Below are 20,677 nucleotides of genomic sequence, written 5' to 3' on the forward strand. Positions count from 1 at the left end.
CTATTGCCTATTACCCATTCCCTATTACCCATTCCCTATTGCCTATTGCCTATTGCCTATTGCCTATTACCCATTCCCTATTGCCTATTGCCTATTGCCTCTTCCCTATCCCCTATTCCCTTCTACCTTGACGTTATGATTGCCAGAATAAATTAAAGAATCAGCACTTAGTAATAACTTGCTTTCTGTTGCAGGTAGCTCCACCTCTAGGGAATTAACATGATCTACTCCCGTAATGGATTGAATAATGGCGTAAAAATCCGATTTTTGCGGGTAGCGTCCAAATTGCCACCCCTCCCCTGTTCCTCCAGTTAAGGGATGGAGAAAGGCTTCTAAGTGTTGTCTAACGCTGTTTCTCACCATGTCTGCGTCTTCGAGCAACACAGGAGTGATAGTTGCAGTCACAGTTACTTCTCGCCATTTTGGGGCTGTAACCACTAAATCTACTGTCCCCGCACAACGGGAACGAATGTAGGTTTCGACTTGCTCTAGTAAAGCTAAACTAGGGGTTGGTTGGCGATCGCTACTGTAGGGCAGAATTATTAGCTTAACTTGCCCTGCACGGCGGTTAATTTCCCGCATCATTTTTTCAAAGTTTTCTGCTTCGGTAGCATTAATTGTCTGCAACTTTTCTCGGAGGCTATCTTCAAATAGCACATTTGGTTTAGTCGGATCGAGCCAAAGTTTTTCATTCAAAGGGCTAAAATCAGCCGTCAGCAAATCTGGTGTAACTACTTTGACTCTAGCTACATCTGTAGAAGCTTCGTAAGCTAAATCTGCTATATCCTCAAGAGTGACAGCGCGATCGCGGTGACGTAGTTGCTTTGGTACTCGTTCTTTCAGACGATCCAAAGTTTCCTGTTGCGCCCCACCTGCTGCTGCTTCCAGGTTAATTACCCGATCGATGTAGGGAATGGTAGTTTTCAGTTGGCTAATGGTTTGTGCAGTGACGTTTCCCTGTTTACCTCCTCCAGTGCGATAAAAAGATAGGCGAATATTATTGCGTCCTCTGGGGGGGATCATCCCGGCTTGTCCGTTTCCAAAGCGAATTTCGCCTGTTTGCCGATCTAAAGTGTAATGGCGATCGCTGGCACTAGAATCGTAAAAATCTGCTACTTCTTGCCAAAGTACCCAAACTTCATCAATTTCTCCCAAATTATCTTTAATTACCTTGATGCGATCAGATTCTATGTTTAGGGGAATTTGTGCTTCTTGAATTTCTAACTGCTGTCCCATCAAAATGGGAATATTATTGGCAATGAAAACCTGATTTGGATCGTAGTTACTTGAACCTAATACTTCTTCTTGGAGACTAATTGCCTGAACTGCCCATGTAGTATTAGTTAACAAGCGACGTAGACGAGGTTTAACCCGAAAATTACCTGATACCCAACGCACTCGCAACCAATATAGTTCTTTGCCAAAGTTTTCTCCTGGGCTAAAGTCTGCGGGAGCAATAAATCTAATTAAACCTGGTTGAGAAAATGCTTGAGTTTCGTCCTCTACTCCTAATGGTTGCCAACCCAGAGTACTAGAATATTCCCAAACTAATTGGGGTTGCTGCGAACGAATCACTGGGGTATTCTGAGGATAATCTTGTTGTAGAGGTTGATTAGTGGTAACTAAATTTTTACTAATATTACTAATAGTATAATTATCGTATTGTTTGGCGTTGAGTGGGTTCTGAATTTGTAGGCGATCGCCTGTTTGCCAACCAGTTACATCGGCTATTTGCAGCGTTTTCTCTCCAGTATTTACTGTTAATGCAAGGACGGTATTTGCTGTAATGTCAGCTGATAATTCATTAGGTAATGGGGTATCAAACTGTGCATAAAGAGTAACTGTTTTATTATCAAATGATTTATCAAATCCGAAATAGAGGGTAGGTTCTCGATCTATGGTAGGTGTAAAAGGTTGAAAAGATTGTGTACTCGAATTTTCTGGATGAGAATATGTAAAATCATTTTCAGCAAAATAAATAACTTTTTCTGTAAGGGTAAATTCGTAGGTTAATTTTAATGACTTAATCAGAGGTGGATCGTAAGTCGGAGGAATCGTCTCCGTGATAATTAACTTACGCATGATTCGCGTCCCAACCCCTAAAGTAGTGTTTAAAACTCCGGTTTCTAGCTTCAGCCTATTATTATCTTTAATGATTTGTGTAATTTTATTTTCTTCTGGAAATCCCTCAGTATAAGGAAGAACACGAATTGTATCGCCAGTGTTAAATAAATCTAAAGTATCAACTTCAATTTCGTTGGCTCCTTGTTTGAATTCCTTTCGCAGAACTGCTAAGTCATCATAAACAGGATACAGGCGCTCATCTGCGGCTTTACCATAATGACCTTGAGTAATCCGAGCGCGAACCCAATAACGAGTTTCTCCATTTACAGTGCTAGGAGAAGGTATATTTTCTGCATTGGGAAATTGTAACTTCGCCTGGATAGTATCTTTTTCAGTAAACTGAATTGCTGATGATTTTTCTATCCATTTTAGTTGGTTATTTTTATCTGCTATTTCTTGCCATATTTGACCGTTACCAATTTCCCAGACAATTTTTAAATTATTTATATTTACAGGCTGATGAGTTAAAATTATATCAATAATAATAGTTACATTTGGCTTCACAAATGTATCGTTTAAAGCTATATAAAATGTATCATTAAGTTCCGGCTGTTCGCCAAAGGGATAAAAATCTTTGGTAAGGTCTAAAGGAGTAGTGTTAAATAAGCAAATTTCAGGAATTAAGTTAGCTTGCTTTATATTGATAACACCTTGAATATTAGTAACTTGAGGTAAATTTTCGATTAAAGAAAATATATTATTTAAATTGGCTTGTAACCATCTTGCTGTTTTTCCTTGAAGCTCATAAGGAGCCGGAATAGGTAAATTTGCAAAAGTAAAAGTAATAGTAGATTGATTATTGTTCTGACTTTGGCTAGGAGTTTCAATGGTTTGCCATTGAGAGCTATCCCAATAAGACCAGTTAAGCGGTATTTGTAATTGATTAACACTTTCAATCGTATTATTGGTAGTAATAATTAGTTGCAGATCCTTTAAGTCTGGTAAAGTAAAAATTTCGGGACAAGTTATGTAAAGAGAATGGGTAATAGAGCGATCGCCTTCCAAAGCTAAAAAAGCTGCATCTTGTTGTCCTGTTCCTGCCAAAGTGCGCTCCTCGGAAAGGATCTCAGAGAGATCGCTATACTTATCTTGATTGGGTTCGCGCAGGAATACTGCTTGTAATTGCGTTGTTGTGACAACCAATTCTCGATCCGTTTCAAACACGATTTCTGCGTCTGTACCCTCTGCTGGTGGCGCTGAAACTTGAGTATGAGCGGGAACTAACCCATCTGTAAGGCTTCCTTGTGCCAAATAAAAGGTTAAAGGGACTTTAGCAGGTTGAGGAGGTTTGAGTTCTCCCCCAATTAAATCAAGGAAAGCCAGAAAATTTTTCTCTGGAACTTGGTTGATGCGATCGCTGACTAATTTTACCATCCGCCCAAAGATGCGAATTAATGCCCCACCCGCATCAGTTTTATTTCCAGATGCAGCTTTCCAGCCGGTAGATTGTTCTACTAACTTCTCGGTTTGCTCAACAATTTCTTCATAGGTACGCTGGTCAATTTTGGGAGGTAAAGAAGGCATATACAATTACTGCAAATAAAAAGGATAAACTAAATTAAAAATATTATTTGTTGTCCGAATTTGATAATTTATTTGAATTAAAATTACATTTGGTTGGTGAGGATCGGGAATTGTATCCACATCTAAAACATCAATGCGAGGTTCCCATTCAATTAAAGCATCTTTCACATCACTAACAATTTGTCCAACTGTTCCCAAACTATTAGGAGAAAATACTTTTTCGTGAATATCACAGCCAAAATCAGGACGCATTATCCGTTCTCCTTTGGCAGTACTGAGAATCATCCAAATTGATTGACGCACAACATCTTCATAGCGCGCCACCTCAATTTGAGCATTTTTATCAAGTTGGACAGGTAAAGCCCATCCCACACCTAAAAAATCAATCTCCATTACATCACTTCCAATGAACCATCATTTATTTTCACTCCGGCTGCACATTTGATTCCTAAGCCAGATTGCGCTTCCAATTTATATTTAGATTTAGCTTTGATTGTACAATTTGCACCTACTTCTAATTGATAATTTTGTTGAGTTTTTATTTGCAAGTTTTTACATTCAATCGAGATATCATCATCGCTACTTTTTAAGATAACTTTTCCTTTGGTCTCAATAGTTAAATCTTTTTCAACTTGAATATTCATCTTGTTATCTTTAGAATTAATCACAATTTTATTTTTACCAGTCTTGTCTTGAATAATAATTTTTTCTTGCTCTTTAGTATCATCTAAAACAATCATATGACCGCTTCGAGATTTAATGACTCGTTGATTATTTTTCCCATCTTCATTTGTTATTGGTGGTTTATCTTTTCCATTCCATACAGCACCAAGAATGTAAGGAAAATTCATATCACCTTGTTCAAAAGCAACCAATACTTCATCATTAACTTCAGGCAAAAAATAAATACCACGGTCATTTCCTGCCATGAGAGTTACCACTCTAGCCCAGTAACTTTCTTCTTCTGAAGATAGCCAAGGAAATTTTACTTTGACTCTTCCTAATTTATTTGGATCTTTGTTATTAGTGACTACACCAACAGTTACGCCGTAAAAATGATGATTTTGGTTGTTTGATAATAAAACATCTAGTCCGTTCATGTAGCATTTCTCCCTACCGTAAATGAAGTTTTATAACCTTGGTTTACTAAATAACTATGTTCGGCAGTTTTAATATAATAAAGTCCACTAAACCTTTGACCAAGCCCAAGAATTTCAACCACTTTTCCGGCGCGTAAATTGGGATTACCTTGACAAGTTCCTTCACCAGTAATGTAAGCGATCGCCATATCTTGAAACTGCCCCAATGCCATACTATCAGCTTCTTCTTTACTTAATACAGGTTGATTTACTATCGTATAGCTCGATTCACCAAAGGCTTTTTTGACTGCTTTCGTTCCAGAAGTTGAACCTCCCATTGTGCCACCTTCTTTTCCTACTCCTGCTTTACCTGATACTTCTTTTTTCTCTTTTTCTTGATAAATCCAACCTTTTACCTCTAACTGTTGTACCTGATTCATAGTACTTAAGCGTGGTAAAAATTCTTGTAAATCTTCTCCATAAGTTAGAGTCAAAGCTTTACCTTTAGCATTCTGATGGGGACGAAAATAGAGAGTTTTTTGCTCTACTGCAATTTCATAACCAATGCGTTTAGCTCTCTCTTTTAAAAACTCCCAATCTGTTTGATTGTGCTGCAAGATATATTCTAACTTCACTTTACTATCAGTAACTTTTGCTGTAATTCCCCTAGTTCTAGCAATTTGACTGACAATTTCACTATCCTTAATTTTTAGGAAGGATTTTGTGTGGCTTCCTCGCAACAAACGATGGCGTAAATCATGACCACGCACCACTAATATAGGTGCTACATCCTGGCTATATTCTGGTTCTAATCCTGTAATTTCTCCCACCATGAGAGTTTTTATTTCTTGTTCATATCCCATCTGAATTTCTACTTTATTACCAACATCAAATACTTTGTTATCTACCCATGTCATTTCTTGTTTTAATAAGTCCCAAGTAATCAATCGCAGTTCAAACATACTAGGAGCTTCCAAATCCTCAGATACCAAAACTGATACTAAATCAGCTTCTATTTCTGCGGCTAAGGGTTCGTCTTGAACCAAAATTTTGACATTAGGATTTAATAAGGAAGCATCATTTGGCATGATTTAACTCCTCTGAGTCAGGCTAGTAATTCGCAAAGGAGGAATCGTCAGCACAGTTCCAGGATTTAACATCCGAGGATTGTTTAAGCGATTTTCTACCGCAATTACACGCCATAAAGCAGGATCGCCATATTCTTCAGTAGCAATACTACTTAAAGTTTCTCCTCGTTTAACGATTCTCACAGGATCATCAATGGGATTAGCAATCTTTGCCTTTTTTTTCGGTTCTTTCCACTCCTTAAATTTACAGCTTAAAGTTGCTCTGACAGGCGTACCATCTTCGAGAAAATGAGTAAGTTTTTTGGTGACACTTTCTAAAAAACCATCAGGTAATAACAAGCTATCTTTACCTGATATAGTTCCCCAAATCAATTGACAACGAGGGGGACGTTTAGGGTTTTTGCCAATACGAGGCTGAGTCAAACTAAAAATTTTGCGGGTATAGTTTTGGACATTTTCTGGGGGAAATCCCATCAACGTGGTGTCAAAGAACAAATCAAGACTGAGTTGAGTTAATTCTTTAGATGCAACTGGGCCATAGTCTCCCATCGACCAGCCTGTTTTAACAACTTCCACTTGATTAGGGTTAAAAAGAACTTTAAATTTATCAGCAAAGTCTCCTGGATTATTTTTTTCGGCTTTGATAGTTAATTTCTCTAGTGCCATTGATTTTTTCCTCTGCGTTCACTTTCAACGACTAGCCGTCGCATTAGTTTGCGTTCAACTTGACTCGCTATAGCATCAACGTCAATATTGGATTGAGTTGCTATTGGTGATACAGGACTAGCAAAAGTTATAGGAGGTGATAAAGAATCAGTATTTGATATCGAATTGCGGTTTGATTGTTGACTATTACTTTTTGATGATGAGGTATTTTTAGCTCCGGGTAAAAGCAGAGATTGAGCTTTTAAGGATGGGTTACTTGCAGAAGTTACAGAGACAAGGGGAAGAGAAGATATATTTTGCTTGTGATTAGTTTGATTATTTTGTGAGGTAGAAACAGTAACAGGTTGTGTGTTGACTAACGTTGCAGGTTGATTTTGATAACTTACCGAATTGATAGCAAATGATATTTCTTGTTGAGTCAAATTAGCTTGAGCAGTGACAATGGGAAGTTGTTTTGATTGGTGCTTAATTGAGCTTAAATTGCCTGCGTAATTATCTGCTTGCGTTTGTTGTTGGTCAGCTAAATTATTTAAATCATTAACAATAGGAAGAGATGACCGCGATCTGGAATAATTCTGGAGTTTTGCTTGAATAATAGGTAGGGTTGTATCAGTAAAGCTGGTAAATTCTTGTGATGACTCTATTTCTCCAGTATTTGGCGATTGTTCAGCAATGGGTTGTGGCAAAACTACGGAAATTTCTGATGAAATGATAGAGGCAACATCTATAATCGGTTGAGATGGGTGATTGAGATTTGATTCAGCGCTATTAGGCGAAGATGCTTGCAAGTCTGTCAAATCTGCTAACGTCATTTCTGCTGTTTTTGGCAATTGTTCGGTTATAGATTGTGACAAAACTACGGGAATTTTTGGTGAAAAGATAGAATCGACATCTACAATCGGTTGAGATGGGTGATTAGGATTTGATTCAGCGCTATTAGGTGGAGATGTTTGCGAGTCTGTCGAATTTCCTAACGTCATTTCTGCTATTTTTGGTAATTGTTCAGCAATTGGTTTTGCCGAAACTACCGGAACTTCAGATGAAGATATAGAGGTTTTATTACTTTGTGTTTCTAAAGTTAAAGATTTGGCTGTTTCATCCGCAACATCCGAGTTTGAGAATTCTGTGATATTTTGGAAAGGGATAGTATTATTAACTGTTTTAGCTGCTAGAGATTGAGAAGGATCTAATTTTCTTTGAATTATATTAGCAGAAGGTTCAACTTGGGATACAGTTGGCAAATTATGTACTCTATTCTCTACTTTTTGGTCTTGTGCTAATGAAACAGGCTGTGCATAAACAATGGGTATTGACTCAGATGATAGGCTATTAGTATTACCCCAACGTTGCATTTGTTGAGTCAAAAGAGGTAAACGATTTAAAAAACGATCGCAACGATTAATAATGCGCTGACTCATCGCCATTTTCATCATTCCCGGTTGACGTAAAGGACAATGCAGGCGATTTACCAACCTCTCATCGATTGAATCTTGCCAATTGGATAAATTTGCCATGATGCTATAACTTAGAAATTCCTTGATGCACTAATTCAATTTTTTCTACAGCAATTTCGTCGCTACTAGCGTTAAAAGTTGGCCCTTGCCACTTGACGGGATACGCTTTTTTAAACGTCCACCACATCACCGTAATTTGCCGATCGTTAAGTAAGAGAATCGTACCGTTTAACTGCTCAATCCACCCTTGGCTAGTTGCTTTATACCAAATATAAAACAAATCAATATTTACTAATCCTCGACTCAAAACTAAATTGGGATAAGTAGTATGTTTGGGAAATTTATGAACAAAATCGTTTAAGCCTCCTTCCTGATAAGATTCCAACTCAATTTCACTACTTAAACCGCTAACTTCGCTAAAACCACCAACAACAACTCCTCCAATTTCCACAGCAAAGTTATAAGCCATGTAGGGATCGTGTCCCAATAAACTGGCTGTTGAACCTGCGGCTAAAGCTGCATTTAATGCGATAAGTTTGGGATTCATTTATTTTCTGTTCAATCGCTAAGTCGCTGATTAATTTGTACTACCTGCGCCACCCATTGCTGACGTTCTCGGTGTTCCATTGCCATAATCTGTTCGTAAGACCAATGAAAATTGTAGGCAAGGTAAGCTACCTCCTCCAGCAGTCGTTCTGTGGGGTAGCAAACTACTCCCCCACGGGAATAGTTTCTACTTCAAACTCTCCATCACAGTGGGGACAAGCTACCCGCAGACGACTATGACCGTTTTGGTTAATCCTTTGATAAAAATCCTGTAAATAAACTAAATCTCCTGAGAATAAACCCTCAATTATTTTGGTATTAATTTGGTCTAATGTTCCTAGTTGGACTATCGTCCTTGCTAAGAGAATAATCACCAAATAACCAGGATTTTTCTGCACCCTTGGATCTCGGATGGGGGCAATTTCATCATAGGCAGTTGAAAGGCGCATAATGCCTTCGCGGTGAGTGTTACCTTCCGAGTCGAGATATCCTTGAGGCAAGATAAAAGGAAATTCGGTTTGCTGCATGATTTTACTGAAAGTAAATATTAACCAATGGTAATACCTTCATGAACTAGTTCGAGAGTTTCTATCGCTACTTCGTCTGAGGTAGCATTAAAACTTGGAGCATTCCAGATAGTAGGCCAGCTATTTTCTAAATTCCAACGAATCTTTTCTTCTCCTTGATCGTTAGCCAAAATAATAGAAAGATTGCGTCGATCTGTCTCGCCATTCTGTAACTTTTTGTGCCATTCCCACAGTTCTTTATTGTCACTAACTCCTCGCTTTAGGGTAATGTTACCATAAGTATTAAGACCGGGAATTTGACGTTGGCTTAATGCTTTATCTGTTCCTTCTCGATAAGTTCCTGCTTTACGAGTCGCTGTCAAACCGCTACATTCACGAAACCCAGCATGAACAATACCATCCCATTCCACCCAGAAATTATAACCACTGTATGGGTCGTGGGAATTAGAAATCGTGGGCATAATAGAACCTCCTGCAATAAATTTGAATTAAGAGTTATCAGTTATATAGGAATCTGCTTTGATTTTTGAACTTACTTGGGTAGGAAGGCAATGGGTAATAGGCAATAGGCAATAGGCAATAGGCAATAGGCAACGGGCAATAGGCAAGAAGTCTTTTTGAGTTGTATGGGGTTTTTTCACACAATCAAATATGAGTCCTATATAATTCCCATTAAATTTTTGAAACACTCAACACATATCTACCTCCTTTTTCCAATTTTTTCTGTTGCCTATTGCCTATTGCCTATTGCCTTCATATCAGCGAAATTCCATTACTACTTTGAACAACTAAAAGTTGAATAAATTCCCCCGGAATAGTGGGAGCTAAACCTATTTCTGCTATTACTTGTCCCATTTCTCGATTTTCAGGGGGATTCGTTTCAGCATCACATTTGACATAGAATGCCTCTTGGGGCAAAGCACCTTGGATAGCGCCTTGTCGCCATAAAGATTCACAATAAATGCTTAATTCCCTTTGCAGTCGCACCCATAAAGGAAAAGCATTTGGTTCAAACACTGTATCTGCTAAATTGCGATATACCCAGCGTCCAAAGGTGAGAAATAAACGACGTACATTGACATATTGCCATTCAGCGATTGGACTGAGGGTACGTACTCCCCACACTCGCATACCTCGTCCTTGGAAGCTACGAATACAATTGACTCCCGCTTCATTTTTTGGATTCAGCTGTTCTTGATCTGTGGGAGTTAGGGAAAAACTAAGATCCAATACCCCTGAAAGTGGAATATTAGCAGGTGCGCTATGTACCCCGACTGTGCGATCGCAACTTGCATAGATTCCCGCAATATGACCACAGGGAGGAATAGGATCGACGCGAAATTCTACTTTTAGCCAAGGTGCATATAATGCTCCGTTTTGGCTAGAAATTCGTTTGCGTTGCTCATTTAGTTTTCCTACATCATTCAAAGCATCAAGAATGGCAAAGCGATCGCCCATCTGTTCGCAATGTTTTAAAATAGCTTGCTGCATCTGCATAACTTCCCCATCTGAACCAAGCATGATGTCGGGAACACAAATCAAATCAACATTTTCTAAGACTTCGCTTGTCTCTAAACCTTCTTGGAGAGCCTCAATAGTATTGTCAGATAAGGCTATAACATAACAAAGACGACCTCCATTTTCAAAAAATCCTTTGATTGCATCTGCTAAATACCCTTTGGCTTGACCAAAATACTGCTGAAAATGCGTCGCTAAGGTTAGCTTTTTTGGTTCTTTCACTTCCTCTGTAACCAGGCCAAAGAATACCGGAACACCTGTCAGTAACTCAGGTTCTGGAGTAGGAACGACATAGTTTAAAGAGATACCTGGTATTTTTGGCTCTAAAGTCGGCATTTGAGTATATGGCAGTCCGCTTTGATTTTTGAACTTACTTGGGTGGGGAGGCAATAGGCAATAGGCAATAGGCAATAGGGAAGGAGGCTTTTTAAGTTGTATGAAGTCCTATAGTTCGTAATTCGTAATTCAGTGGGGAGTGGGGAAAAAACCACTTTCATACTTGGCTTGCCTATGAAACTTGTTTCCTTGAGATTACCTCCTACCTATTCCCTATTTGCCTATTTGCCTATTGCCTATCCCCTATCCCCCATCCCCTACGTTCCCGTCTCAGTCCACTGACTCAGACGGAAAATCACGAATTCTGCCGGCTTCACCACTGCTAGGCCAATTTCTGTGACAACTTGACCCAAATCACGCACTTCTGGGGGGTTGGTTTCGGCATCACATTTCACATAAAAAGCTTCTTGGGGAGTTGTGCCAAATAATGCACCTTTGCGCCACTCTATCAATAAAAAAGCACTAATATTGCGGCGGATTTTTGCCCAGAGTTCAGGGGTATTGGGTTCAAAAACTGTCCATTGAGTCCCTTTATCAATGGAATCTCGCAGGTAACTAAAGTGCCGACGAATATTGACGTATTTGAACTCTGTATTTGCATCTCCGCCCAAGGTACGCGCACCCCAAACGCGGATATTCCCGTTTAATTTGCGAATAACGTTAATTCCATCGGGATTAAGCCCATCTTGTTTGGCTTTGCTGAGATTATATTTTAAATCTAAGGCTCCCAAAATAGTTTCATTGGCAGGGGCTTTGTGTACTCCCCTTTGTCCATCAACCCTTGCATAAACTCCTGCAATATGACCGCTTGGGGGAATATAAATATTGCTATTACTTGCAGGATCGAAAACTTGAATCCACGGGAAATACAAGGCTGCATAGGCAGAGTTGAAGGGTTTAAGGGTATTTACAACTCCTGTGCTGCTCAAGTCAATGGTATCTAAACTATCGAGAATCGCAATGCGATCGCCTAGTTTTTCCGCATGATCTTTAATATCATCTCTAAAGGCTAAATTTCCTGGTGCAGCAATAATAGTGATTTCATCAATAGCTTCAAACGCATCTAAAACACCAGCAAGTTTATTTTCTTCAGATATCCAGGTGACATAACAACGAGTTCCACCATTTCTGAAAAAACCATAAACTGCATGAGCTAAGGTGTTTTGCCCTTGGGTATCGCCTGTAGGTGGTAAAAAATCACCAAATAATTTCTTAAATTCACTAAAGTTTGTGATTAATTTAATTTCCCCTTCTTGAGCGATGTTAGCATCGCTGGGAATTACTATTACAGGTAGTTGAACTTGGTAATATCCGGTAATTTTCTCCCCTGAAGTAATCGCATCTTTAAATTTTACAGTTGCAGATTTTTCGGCATCGTTATTGATAATAGGGTTTGTATCATCTAAATTAACAGGACTGCCACCAACGAAGAAGGCATAAGTCCCTACTGTGGTTACTAGTGGATAATCTCCTGATAATAAGGAATAATTTTTTTGGTTTCCACCTTGACCTTCACCAATTTCAACTGGATTTGTAGGGCTACCTACAGACTTAATTGAGGTGTTGTTAATATTAGTTGATGACCAAGCATTGGCTTTAATCGTGCCAATAAAAGCAGCAATACTGGTTCCAACTCCGACAATTGGAGCAGAACCGGAAGCTATTTCTTCGACATAAACACCTGGGGAAAGATAAGTTGGCATTTCTTTAGCTCCTTGATATAAAGAAGTCGGAGTAAATTGCTGGGATAAGGCAAATAGGCAAGAGGTAATAGGCAAATAGGCAAGAGGCAAGAGGTAATAGGGTTTTAGTTTAGTTTGTTTTTCGTCATAATATAGTTGATTATTGTGCCTATTTACTTATCTTAAAAATAGTTAGTATTTATTTGGATTTTAGAGCAAAATTCTGCTCTGCAATTACTTGACCGCGCTGAATATTGAGTGACTGGTAAACTTGTTGATAACCTGTTGCAGAGACAATCACGGTGATGTTACGCTGACCTAATTTCGGTGATTCTAATCCGATTAATCGATAATTACCTTGTCGGTCGCTAATGGTAGCATCTTCGCTATCTTGAATCTGTACTTTGGCATTTGTAATCAACTTTTTTGGGTCATTTGCATCAGTAATTTTTCCTTTAATTCCCGTAGGTAAAAGCACAATATCCGCCATCGTTGTGGAAATTTTGCCATTGATAGGGGAAGATACTTGAACTTTTGTTCTAACTTCGTTGTATCGAGTTAAGCTGGTAGGTAACGATGCTTCTAAAAGATATTCTCCAGAGGGTAAATTAGTAAAGTAAAAATAACCATCATTGCTGGTAATTTTGCGGTCAGGTCGCTCAGGCATTTTTTCCCATTTTGAACCGTATTGCAGTGCTTTTAGAGATAAAATAGCTCGGAATTTTTCTGGCATCTCAATAATTGCAACTATTGCACCAGAAATATTCTTTTGGGTTTCTCCTTGCAAAACTTTACCTGCGATCGCTATTTGTTGGTTAACTATAGATAGTTCGAGCATCGCTACTCCTGAAACTAAGAGTTTGGTTGATGAACTCCCACCAGTCCCGCTTCTTCACCTGCTTCATCCACAGGAACGGAGATGGTGACAGTACAATGCAAGACAACCTTGGGTCTAGTTCCTTCTTTTCCCCCCATTGCTTGCCAAAATTCACCAAAACTTTGTAAGTTACTGGGACGTAAACTAATTAGTCTTAAAGGAAGTTCTTGTGCTTCTAAGTTATCTGCAATCAAGGTTTCGGGGAGTTTTCGATGTCGCAGCAATACCTTCATCACTGCTCCTAAAAGCTGATGTTCTGTCTGGATATCCTCTTCATTTTGTGGCCAAGCAGTAATTAGATATGAACAATCTACCCTAGCTGGGGGACGTTTTCTAATTGCTCTGCCATTAGTTTGGCGTTCCACTGACCAAGCACTGCTGCGTAACTCTAGATTTTCCTGCACATCATAAAGAAATAAATTAATCGCTGGTTTTTGTTTAATTGCTCCTTGGTAAGGCGTAACAAAACTGATAAATACCTCTGTGTCTCCTGAAGGAACATCAGGTGGAAGTTCTCGCTTCAGTAGCAATTCTAAGGTAGTGTCTAGACCATCTAACATAATCTAAACAATGTTCGTTTTATGACACTGTTCATTTTGAAAGCTGATGAAAGAAAATAACTGATAGTTGAAAATAATACAACCAGTTACTAGCTTTATGAATAAAATATACATGAGTTATTGTCAATATTCTTGTAACTATTAGTAATATTTGCAAAAATTGCAATTTAGGAAAAGTCTGCTAAAATCGATTGATTAAATTTAGAATAAGGAACTTAACGTTGCAGAATCTTGCTGTGGCGCTCAATACTGGGTTGAGCTTTGCTCCGTGTTTTATAATACTAATGTAATAATTTATTCTACTACTACTACTATACATAATAAATACACATATTTTATGATTCGCATAAATACTTAAGTATGTCTAATCATTATTTTTTATAGCAATCCCTAACCGAATACCGGAGATAAACTATGTACCGAAAACAAATATCTCAAAAAGCTTCACCCTCGCTGCCGTCAACGCCAATAAGTAAAGAGATTGCCCCTAGTCACAGTTATGGATCTGGATCGTTGTCTTCAGTTGTACAGAGAGTGCAACAAGATCCAAATAGCGTGAGTGGGGATGAGAGACAGGAGTTAGAGAGTGCGATCGGTACAAGGGTCAACACGAGAGATTTTGGCGGGAAAGCAAACGCCGTGGATACCTGAATTCCAAGGGATTTCTGCCCAGCTTTGGGGTAATTCTGGTCAAGTTGGAGTACCAATACAGGCGAAGCTGACAATAGGGGAAGCGGGGGATAAGTATGAACAAGAAGCGGATCGAGTAGCCAAGGATGTGGTGCAGCAGATTAACACACCACAAACGAATGCACTACCAAAGGCAGATTCAACACTGGTACAAGAAAAATTGCAACGGAAACAGTTACCAGAAATGGTGCAGCGTCAAGAAGCTATTTCTGGGGGTGAAGCATCAACAGATTTGGAATCAGCCATTAATAGTGCAAGGGGAAGTGGACAAACTTTAGATGACAGTCTGCAACAGTCGATGGGACAGGCGATGGGGGCAGATTTTAGTGGCGTGCGCGTGCATACAGATGCTCAGGCAGACCAGTTGAATCAATCGATTCAGGCGAAGGCGTTTACCACAGGTCAAGATGTATTCTTTCGGCAAGGGGAATATCAGCCAGAGAGTCAAGGGGGACAGGAGTTGATTGCTCATGAATTGACCCATGTGAAACAGCAAGGTGACGAATCGATCAACCAATGCGCTGGAAACTTAGTTCAAAGAATGAAACAAGTTAAGAAAGATAGGTTTCTTGGAGTTTTATTCGAGCTGGAAGATAACGAAGCTGAACCACAAGACAATGAAGAATACACTTACGAATTCGACGACGAACTATCAGACCAGGGAAAGAAGCTATATTGGCGTAGGCCAGCACCAAAACCCGTAGAACTAGATCCAGAGGAAGTTGCAAAATCCAAAAAGAAAAGTAAGATAGCAGAACTTACAAAACCAAAACCAGAACTATTTAACGAAGAATCTGGAGGTGCTAAGGAAGGTACATTTGAATATGTAGCAAATTATCTTTTTGCAGAAGTTTGTAAAGCAGATTCCGAAACTGCTCAAAAAATTTGGTCTGATGTATGGAAAGTAGATGATAGCCAAGATGAACCAAAACTTGTACCAGCACAAGAGGAGATTCCTGACCAGACGAAGAAGGAACTATTAAACCGCATGATCGAGAAAGGCTTAGATACAAGCTGGCAGAAGCAACCTATTGAAAATATCATGCAGTTAGAAGTGAAAAATCAAAAACCTGCTTCTTCTATGGCTATACACCAAATAGATCAGAACATGCTGGACTCTCAAGGAGATGTTCTTTTTAGTAGTAGACCTTGGTTAAAATCACAAACTTTAGGAGTGGGATTCCACACTACGGATGGCGATTCGTCCAAAGTTCTTCAGAGTAGAAATCAAGGAGGTTGGGGAGGAATTACGCGTCCCATCACTGCCCCATTCTTCCAAAAACGATATGCATTAGATCAACAGTGGAATCCTTTAAACCAATGGTTAAGTGATAAAGGCCCAGCTTTCCGAAAGGGTATTAAGGATAATGAACTTTTATCGACTGTGAGTGTAGCAACTAGCTTGCATGCTTGTGTCAAGTTCCCTTTAGCAAATAAAAATAGAACACATACAAAAGAAAATAATCGTGTCCAACATGAATCATTCAAGATGACAGCATATGTTTATGCAGTTATTGTTAAAGACGGATATGCGACATTTACCAAACAAGATAATCCATTCCCTGAAATCGCCACAGGAGACATCGCTATTCAAGATATTATCGGTTATGCCAAAATAACACGTTGGCATGATTATCATAAAAAGGAAAACAACCAACAGGAAAATACAGACAACCCAGATGACTCATCATTCTATTATGAAGTTGATAATTTTGTAGAAAATCCTTTAGGACTGACGGACGAAGAAGTAGCTATACAACAAGAACTTGTAAAAAAGGCGAAGGAAGCGATCGTCAAAGAACAGGAACGAGCAAAGAATGGCAAATATACTCCAAAAGAGAACTAACTAGTAGTGCGATCGCCCCTTTTGTAGGGTGTGCTAACAGATATGACACTAACCCAACATATCGCAATGCAGTCTAACAGTTACGCATACCCTAGCCATCACTAGTTAAGTCTGTTCCACTTCTCTATGTCATTCCAATTATCAGCCGTGAATTCGATAGCAGCAGGAGAAAAAACATTTACTAGACCCATGTTTCCAGAAACAGAAATTACTCCCGATTTAAATGGGTTGCAACCTCTACTACTGCGATTAGATTGGCTGATTCAAACAGCTATTTCTACTGTGCAATCAAACCAAAAACCCGGAGGAGAATTAGAGGTTTCATGGTTACAAAAAACCGAAATATTATCAGAGCAAGCATCAATTACAATTCGGTCTGATTCGCTCTTAGCATGGTTGCAAAAAACTTTTAGCTTATCTGCTTTTGACTTGGATATACTAGCGATCGCTCTTGCACCAGAATTAGATCGTCACTATGAAAAGGTTTATGCTTATCTCCAAGATGATATGAGCAACAAAAGACCTACAGTAGATATGGTCTTAAACTTGCTCTGTTCTAGCGTTCCTGAAAAGCTATCACGACGTAAGCATTTTACTACTAACTCACCCCTAATTTACCATCGTCTGCTCCATCTCTGTCCAGAACCTCATCAGCAGCAATCTACACTTCTTTCTCATCGTCTAATACTCGATTCCCAAGTGGTGAGGTTGCTATTACATCAACCGGGGTTAGATTCCCGACTCATTTCCTGTTGTCAACTACTAGAACCAAGCATATATTTCGATACTTTATATCTCAAGGCAGATGTACAGACAGCACTAGAAGCTTTGTTGAGAGAAGACTGGCAGAAACAACAACCCCAACTACTCTATTTTCAAGGAAATGATGCCTGCGGCGGGCTGCGCCTACGCACAGGTAAACACCGCACCGCCCAAATTCTTGCTAAAGCTTTGGAAGTTCCCTTGTTAGTTGCCGATATAGCAAAGATGGTAGAAGATAAAGCCAACTTTGAGGAAAAACTGCAACTTTTATGGCGAGAAGCCTGGTTTTTTAATCGTTTGCTGTATATCGATAACTTCGATATTCTCTACCTTCAAGAGCATCAAATTCTTTATCAATCCTTTCTCAGACAATTAGAAAAAAATATAGGTATTACTATTCTCTCAGGAGTGCAAAATTGGATACCCACAGCGACGGGTGCAATCGGATTAATTACAGTTCCTTTTACAATTCCCGAATCTAGTCAACGCCGAGAATGTTGGCAAATTCACCTAAAAGCAGCCCATATAACTCTTGAAGATAGAGAGTTAGATGTGTTGTGCGATCGCTTTCTTCTGACCCCAGACCAAATTGCCGATGCTGTCGCCACTGCCTATAATACTGCCCGTTGGCAACAAATTGACTCAATTAAAGAAAAACCATTACCGTCATTTTTAAACTTATGTAGTGCAGCTCGCGCTCAATCGGGTCACGATTTAGCAACTCTCGCCCGTAAAATCGAACCGAAATATACCTGGGATGATATTGTATTGCACTCCAACCAAATAACACAACTACAAGATATTTGCAAAGAAGCAGAATACCGCAATTTAGTACATCAAAAATGGGGTTTTGCAGATAAATTATCTTTAGGAAAAGGTCTAAATGTTCTGTTTTCTGGATCTTCCGGTACAGGTAAAACTATGGCAGCAGAGGTGATTGCCCATCAACTGCAATTAGACCTTTACAAAATTGATTTATCTCAAATAGTTAGTAAATACATCGGCGAGACGGAGAAAAATATCAATCGCATTTTTACTGCTGCAACCAATTCTAATGCCATCCTTTTTTTTGATGAAGCTGATGCCTTGTTTGGCAAACGTTCTGAGGTGCAAGATGCCCGCGATCGCTACGCAAATATCGAAGTAGGTTATCTGTTGCAAAAAATGGAAGAGTATGAAGGTATTGCAATTTTAACTACAAATCTCCGTAGCAATATAGACGAAGCTTTTGAGCGGCGACTCCGATTTATTATTGAGTTTCTCTTACCAGATACAAAAAATCGTCACCTAATTTGGCAGAAAATTTTCCCAAAAAATGCTCCCTGTAGCCCCAATCTTGATTTAGAATTATTGGCACAAAATTTTGAGATTACAGGGGCTAATATTCGCTATATTGCGCTGACAGCAGCTTTTTTAGCAGCAGATGATGGGGGAGTAATTGAGATGGTACATTTAATTCGAGCGCTGCGTCGGGAGTATCAGAAAATGGGACAAGTTCTCAGGGATAAAGATTTAGGTCAATATGTAGATTTGCGTTGACTCCACTAGAACACAAAGCAAACACATCTAATTTGCAGTCACGATTCTTCAAATAAGCGAGCGCCCTGATGTAAACGTTCCGCAATTTGATAAGTTTGTCCTTGAGGGTGGCCGCCGAGATACGGATACCGTGCAAAATGGGACACGTTGTAAAGTTTTGTAAAGAAACCAGGTTGAAAGCATTGATTTTAGGTTCAGTCGAGCCAGAAATTTTGGAAGCGATCGCTCGATAGTTCTGTGTAGCGAATAGTGTGTTGAATATTCTTGGTAAGGATTCAGGTGGAACCTAGTTGACAAAGGAGACAAGAGTGCGAGAGCATCACTGTCATGAGCCAAAAGACAGTAAAAGCCATTCCAGAAGAAGAACTAAACCAATTGTCAAAGGAACAGTTGGTAGAAATTATTAAGGCGTTGCAAGAGGAAGTAGCAAGGCTCAAACAAAGCTTAAAAATTGACAGTAAAACTTCATCGTAAACAATCAGGAGCTATTACGGCTGTAGTGAATTTCTGCGCTTGAGCAATCACAGTCAATTACTTTATATTTAAAAAAGCAAATTTACCATTAATACCGTTTGCTTCCATCTTTAATTGGGCGACATAAAACTGTTTTTGAACTACATCACCTTCTGGTGTAAAAGCAATTTCACCTAAAGGAGTTTGATAAGTTAATCTCAGTAATTCCTTGTTCAACTCTTGACGCAACTCAGGTAAAGTTAAATTCTTAATTCTACTTTTTTTGTCTAAAGATTGCAATGCTTCTACATATACTTGTAAAGCAGCAAAAGCTTGTGCGCTAACTTGGGGTGGCTCTCGATGATATTGCTCAACATAAGCTTTACGAAAAGCAGTGTTAATTTCATTTTTGTATTCAGGACTATAAGCTTGAGCAATAATTACACCATCACAAAGCATCCTGCAAACTGAAAATATATGAGAAGTATTAAATCCATTTCCGCCAATAATTAAGCCTCGATAACCAAGTTCCCGTACTTGTTTGACTAAATTACCTCCATCCACAGCTAATCCAGATATAATTATTAAATCTGGTTTTAAATTAATAGCACTACTGGCTTGCGCTTGAAAGTCGGTATCTGTAGTTTGAAACTTTTGGACTGTGACTAAATTTAATCCTAAATCTTTCACTGTTTTTTGAAAAATTTCGGTTTCCGATTTATTAAAGGCATCATTTTGTGCATAGAACACAGCCACCCTTTTGATTTGAGGATTTTGTTTAAGCGCTGCTTTGACTGCGTAAGGAGCGACGACTGCAACAGATGAAGAAACACGAGCGATATAATCACCAATCTCAGGAATGCCTTTAGCAGTATTTGATGCACCAATCACTGGAACCTGATTGCGTTCTGCTATCGGGTCAGCACTAAATGCCTGTTGTGACAGAGTAGGGCCAATAATACCAACAACCTTATTTTGATTAATTAAACTGCCAAAGGCATTAATTGCTCCAACCTCATCGCCACCAGTATCTTGAAATATTAACTCGATTGGTTTACCATTAATCCCATCTTTGTTATTAAAATACTTCTGGGCAATTTTAACTCCATCAGTTCCCTCTTGACCTAGTAGTGCTACATTACTGGTTTGAGCAAAAGCGATCCCAATAGGAACAGTATTAGCTGCACTTGTTACTACTGCGGAATTATTTGCTGGAGTTAATCTAACGTTGCTACTTTTACTACAAGCTGCGATCAGCATCCAGCAAATAAATAATAATGCTGTATTACGTGATATCCCAAACCAGAGTTTAACAGTGAGCGTGCTTTTCATAGATGCTCGATTATAATCTTTGAAGAATATTAGGGATTTTGAGATATTGTTCTTATATAGTACTTGTAAGCTGT

Annotated in this window: 17 protein-coding genes and 2 pseudogenes; 4 read left to right on the forward strand and 15 right to left on the reverse strand. The window is 39.0% G+C overall.

Going from position 1 to position 20,677, the window contains the following annotated elements; all coding sequences use genetic code 11:
- Positions 1-105 precede the first annotated feature (105 nt).
- The 14 genes and pseudogenes from NSTCB13_RS28890 to NSTCB13_RS28955 form a co-directional block, all read right to left on the reverse strand.
- Positions 106-3,648, reverse strand: a complete 3,543-nt coding sequence (locus NSTCB13_RS28890; protein WP_448266150.1) for a baseplate J/gp47 family protein — start codon at positions 3,646-3,648, stop codon at positions 106-108.
- Positions 3,649-3,654: 6 nt separating this feature from the next.
- Positions 3,655-4,041: a GPW/gp25 family protein gene (locus NSTCB13_RS28895; protein WP_445626962.1), complete on the reverse strand. Its 387-nt coding sequence runs from the start codon at positions 4,039-4,041 to the stop codon at positions 3,655-3,657.
- Complete coding sequence (locus tag NSTCB13_RS28900) at positions 4,041-4,748, reverse strand: phage baseplate assembly protein V (protein WP_445626961.1); 708 nt, start codon at positions 4,746-4,748, stop codon at positions 4,041-4,043. The genes NSTCB13_RS28895 and NSTCB13_RS28900 overlap by 1 nt, the downstream gene beginning before the upstream one ends.
- Complete coding sequence (locus NSTCB13_RS28905; protein WP_448274641.1) at positions 4,745-5,815, reverse strand: phage late control D family protein; 1,071 nt, start codon at positions 5,813-5,815, stop codon at positions 4,745-4,747. Before NSTCB13_RS28905 ends, NSTCB13_RS28900 begins: the two co-directional genes overlap by 4 nt.
- Positions 5,816-5,818: 3 nt before the next feature.
- A complete protein-coding gene (locus NSTCB13_RS28910; RefSeq protein ID WP_448266152.1) occupies positions 5,819-6,481 on the reverse strand; it encodes a CIS tube protein in 663 nt (220 codons plus the stop codon).
- Positions 6,472-7,995 carry a hypothetical protein gene (locus tag NSTCB13_RS28915; RefSeq protein WP_448274642.1) on the reverse strand — a complete coding sequence of 508 codons (1,524 nt, stop codon included), beginning with the start codon at positions 7,993-7,995 and terminating at the stop codon, positions 6,472-6,474. The genes NSTCB13_RS28910 and NSTCB13_RS28915 overlap by 10 nt, the downstream gene beginning before the upstream one ends.
- 4 nt (positions 7,996-7,999) lie before the next feature.
- Positions 8,000-8,482, reverse strand: a complete 483-nt coding sequence (locus tag NSTCB13_RS28920; protein WP_448274643.1) for a phage tail protein — start codon at positions 8,480-8,482, stop codon at positions 8,000-8,002.
- A gap of 11 nt (positions 8,483-8,493) precedes the next feature.
- Positions 8,494-8,628: pseudogene (locus NSTCB13_RS28925) on the reverse strand (DUF6760 family protein); the annotation flags it as partial.
- A gap of 17 nt (positions 8,629-8,645) precedes the next feature.
- A complete protein-coding gene (locus NSTCB13_RS28930) occupies positions 8,646-9,008 on the reverse strand; it encodes a hypothetical protein (protein WP_012408133.1) in 363 nt (120 codons plus the stop codon).
- A 20-nt stretch (positions 9,009-9,028) separates the two neighbouring features.
- Positions 9,029-9,469, reverse strand: coding sequence for a phage tail protein (locus NSTCB13_RS28935; protein ID WP_448274644.1), 441 nt, complete (start codon positions 9,467-9,469; stop codon positions 9,029-9,031).
- Positions 9,470-9,761: 292 nt separating this feature from the next.
- Entirely contained in the window at positions 9,762-10,862 is a 1,101-nt protein-coding gene (locus tag NSTCB13_RS28940) for a phage tail sheath family protein (RefSeq protein WP_448274645.1), read from the reverse strand.
- Between the two features lie 257 nt (positions 10,863-11,119).
- On the reverse strand, positions 11,120-12,565 hold the full coding sequence (locus NSTCB13_RS28945; protein WP_448274646.1) for a phage tail sheath family protein: 1,446 nt from the start codon (positions 12,563-12,565) through the stop codon (positions 11,120-11,122).
- 178 nt (positions 12,566-12,743) lie between these two features.
- On the reverse strand, positions 12,744-13,382 hold the full coding sequence (locus NSTCB13_RS28950) for a carboxypeptidase regulatory-like domain-containing protein (RefSeq protein WP_448274647.1): 639 nt from the start codon (positions 13,380-13,382) through the stop codon (positions 12,744-12,746).
- A 14-nt stretch (positions 13,383-13,396) separates the two neighbouring features.
- Positions 13,397-13,981, reverse strand: coding sequence for a DUF4255 domain-containing protein (locus NSTCB13_RS28955; protein ID WP_445626951.1), 585 nt, complete (start codon positions 13,979-13,981; stop codon positions 13,397-13,399).
- 414 nt (positions 13,982-14,395) lie between these two features.
- On the opposite strand from NSTCB13_RS28955, the gene NSTCB13_RS28960 reads away from it, so the two are divergent.
- The 4 genes and pseudogenes from NSTCB13_RS28960 to NSTCB13_RS28975 all read left to right on the forward strand — a co-directional run.
- Positions 14,396-14,632, forward strand: coding sequence for a hypothetical protein (locus NSTCB13_RS28960; protein ID WP_448274648.1), 237 nt, complete (start codon positions 14,396-14,398; stop codon positions 14,630-14,632).
- Positions 14,568-16,517 (forward strand): eCIS core domain-containing protein, encoded by a 1,950-nt coding sequence (locus NSTCB13_RS28965; RefSeq protein WP_448274649.1) that lies wholly within the window; start codon positions 14,568-14,570, stop codon positions 16,515-16,517. Before NSTCB13_RS28960 ends, NSTCB13_RS28965 begins: the two co-directional genes overlap by 65 nt.
- A gap of 189 nt (positions 16,518-16,706) precedes the next feature.
- Positions 16,707-18,818, forward strand: coding sequence for an ATP-binding protein (locus NSTCB13_RS28970; protein ID WP_445632150.1), 2,112 nt, complete (start codon positions 16,707-16,709; stop codon positions 18,816-18,818).
- A 327-nt stretch (positions 18,819-19,145) separates the two neighbouring features.
- Positions 19,146-19,289 (forward strand): annotated as a pseudogene (locus tag NSTCB13_RS28975) (DUF1192 family protein); the annotation flags it as partial.
- Between the two features lie 60 nt (positions 19,290-19,349).
- On the opposite strand, the gene NSTCB13_RS28980 reads toward NSTCB13_RS28975, so the two are convergent.
- Complete coding sequence (locus NSTCB13_RS28980; protein ID WP_448266160.1) at positions 19,350-20,603, reverse strand: ABC transporter substrate-binding protein; 1,254 nt, start codon at positions 20,601-20,603, stop codon at positions 19,350-19,352.
- Positions 20,604-20,677 lie beyond the last annotated feature (74 nt).

Source organism: Nostoc sp. DSM 114160, assembly GCF_053470305.1.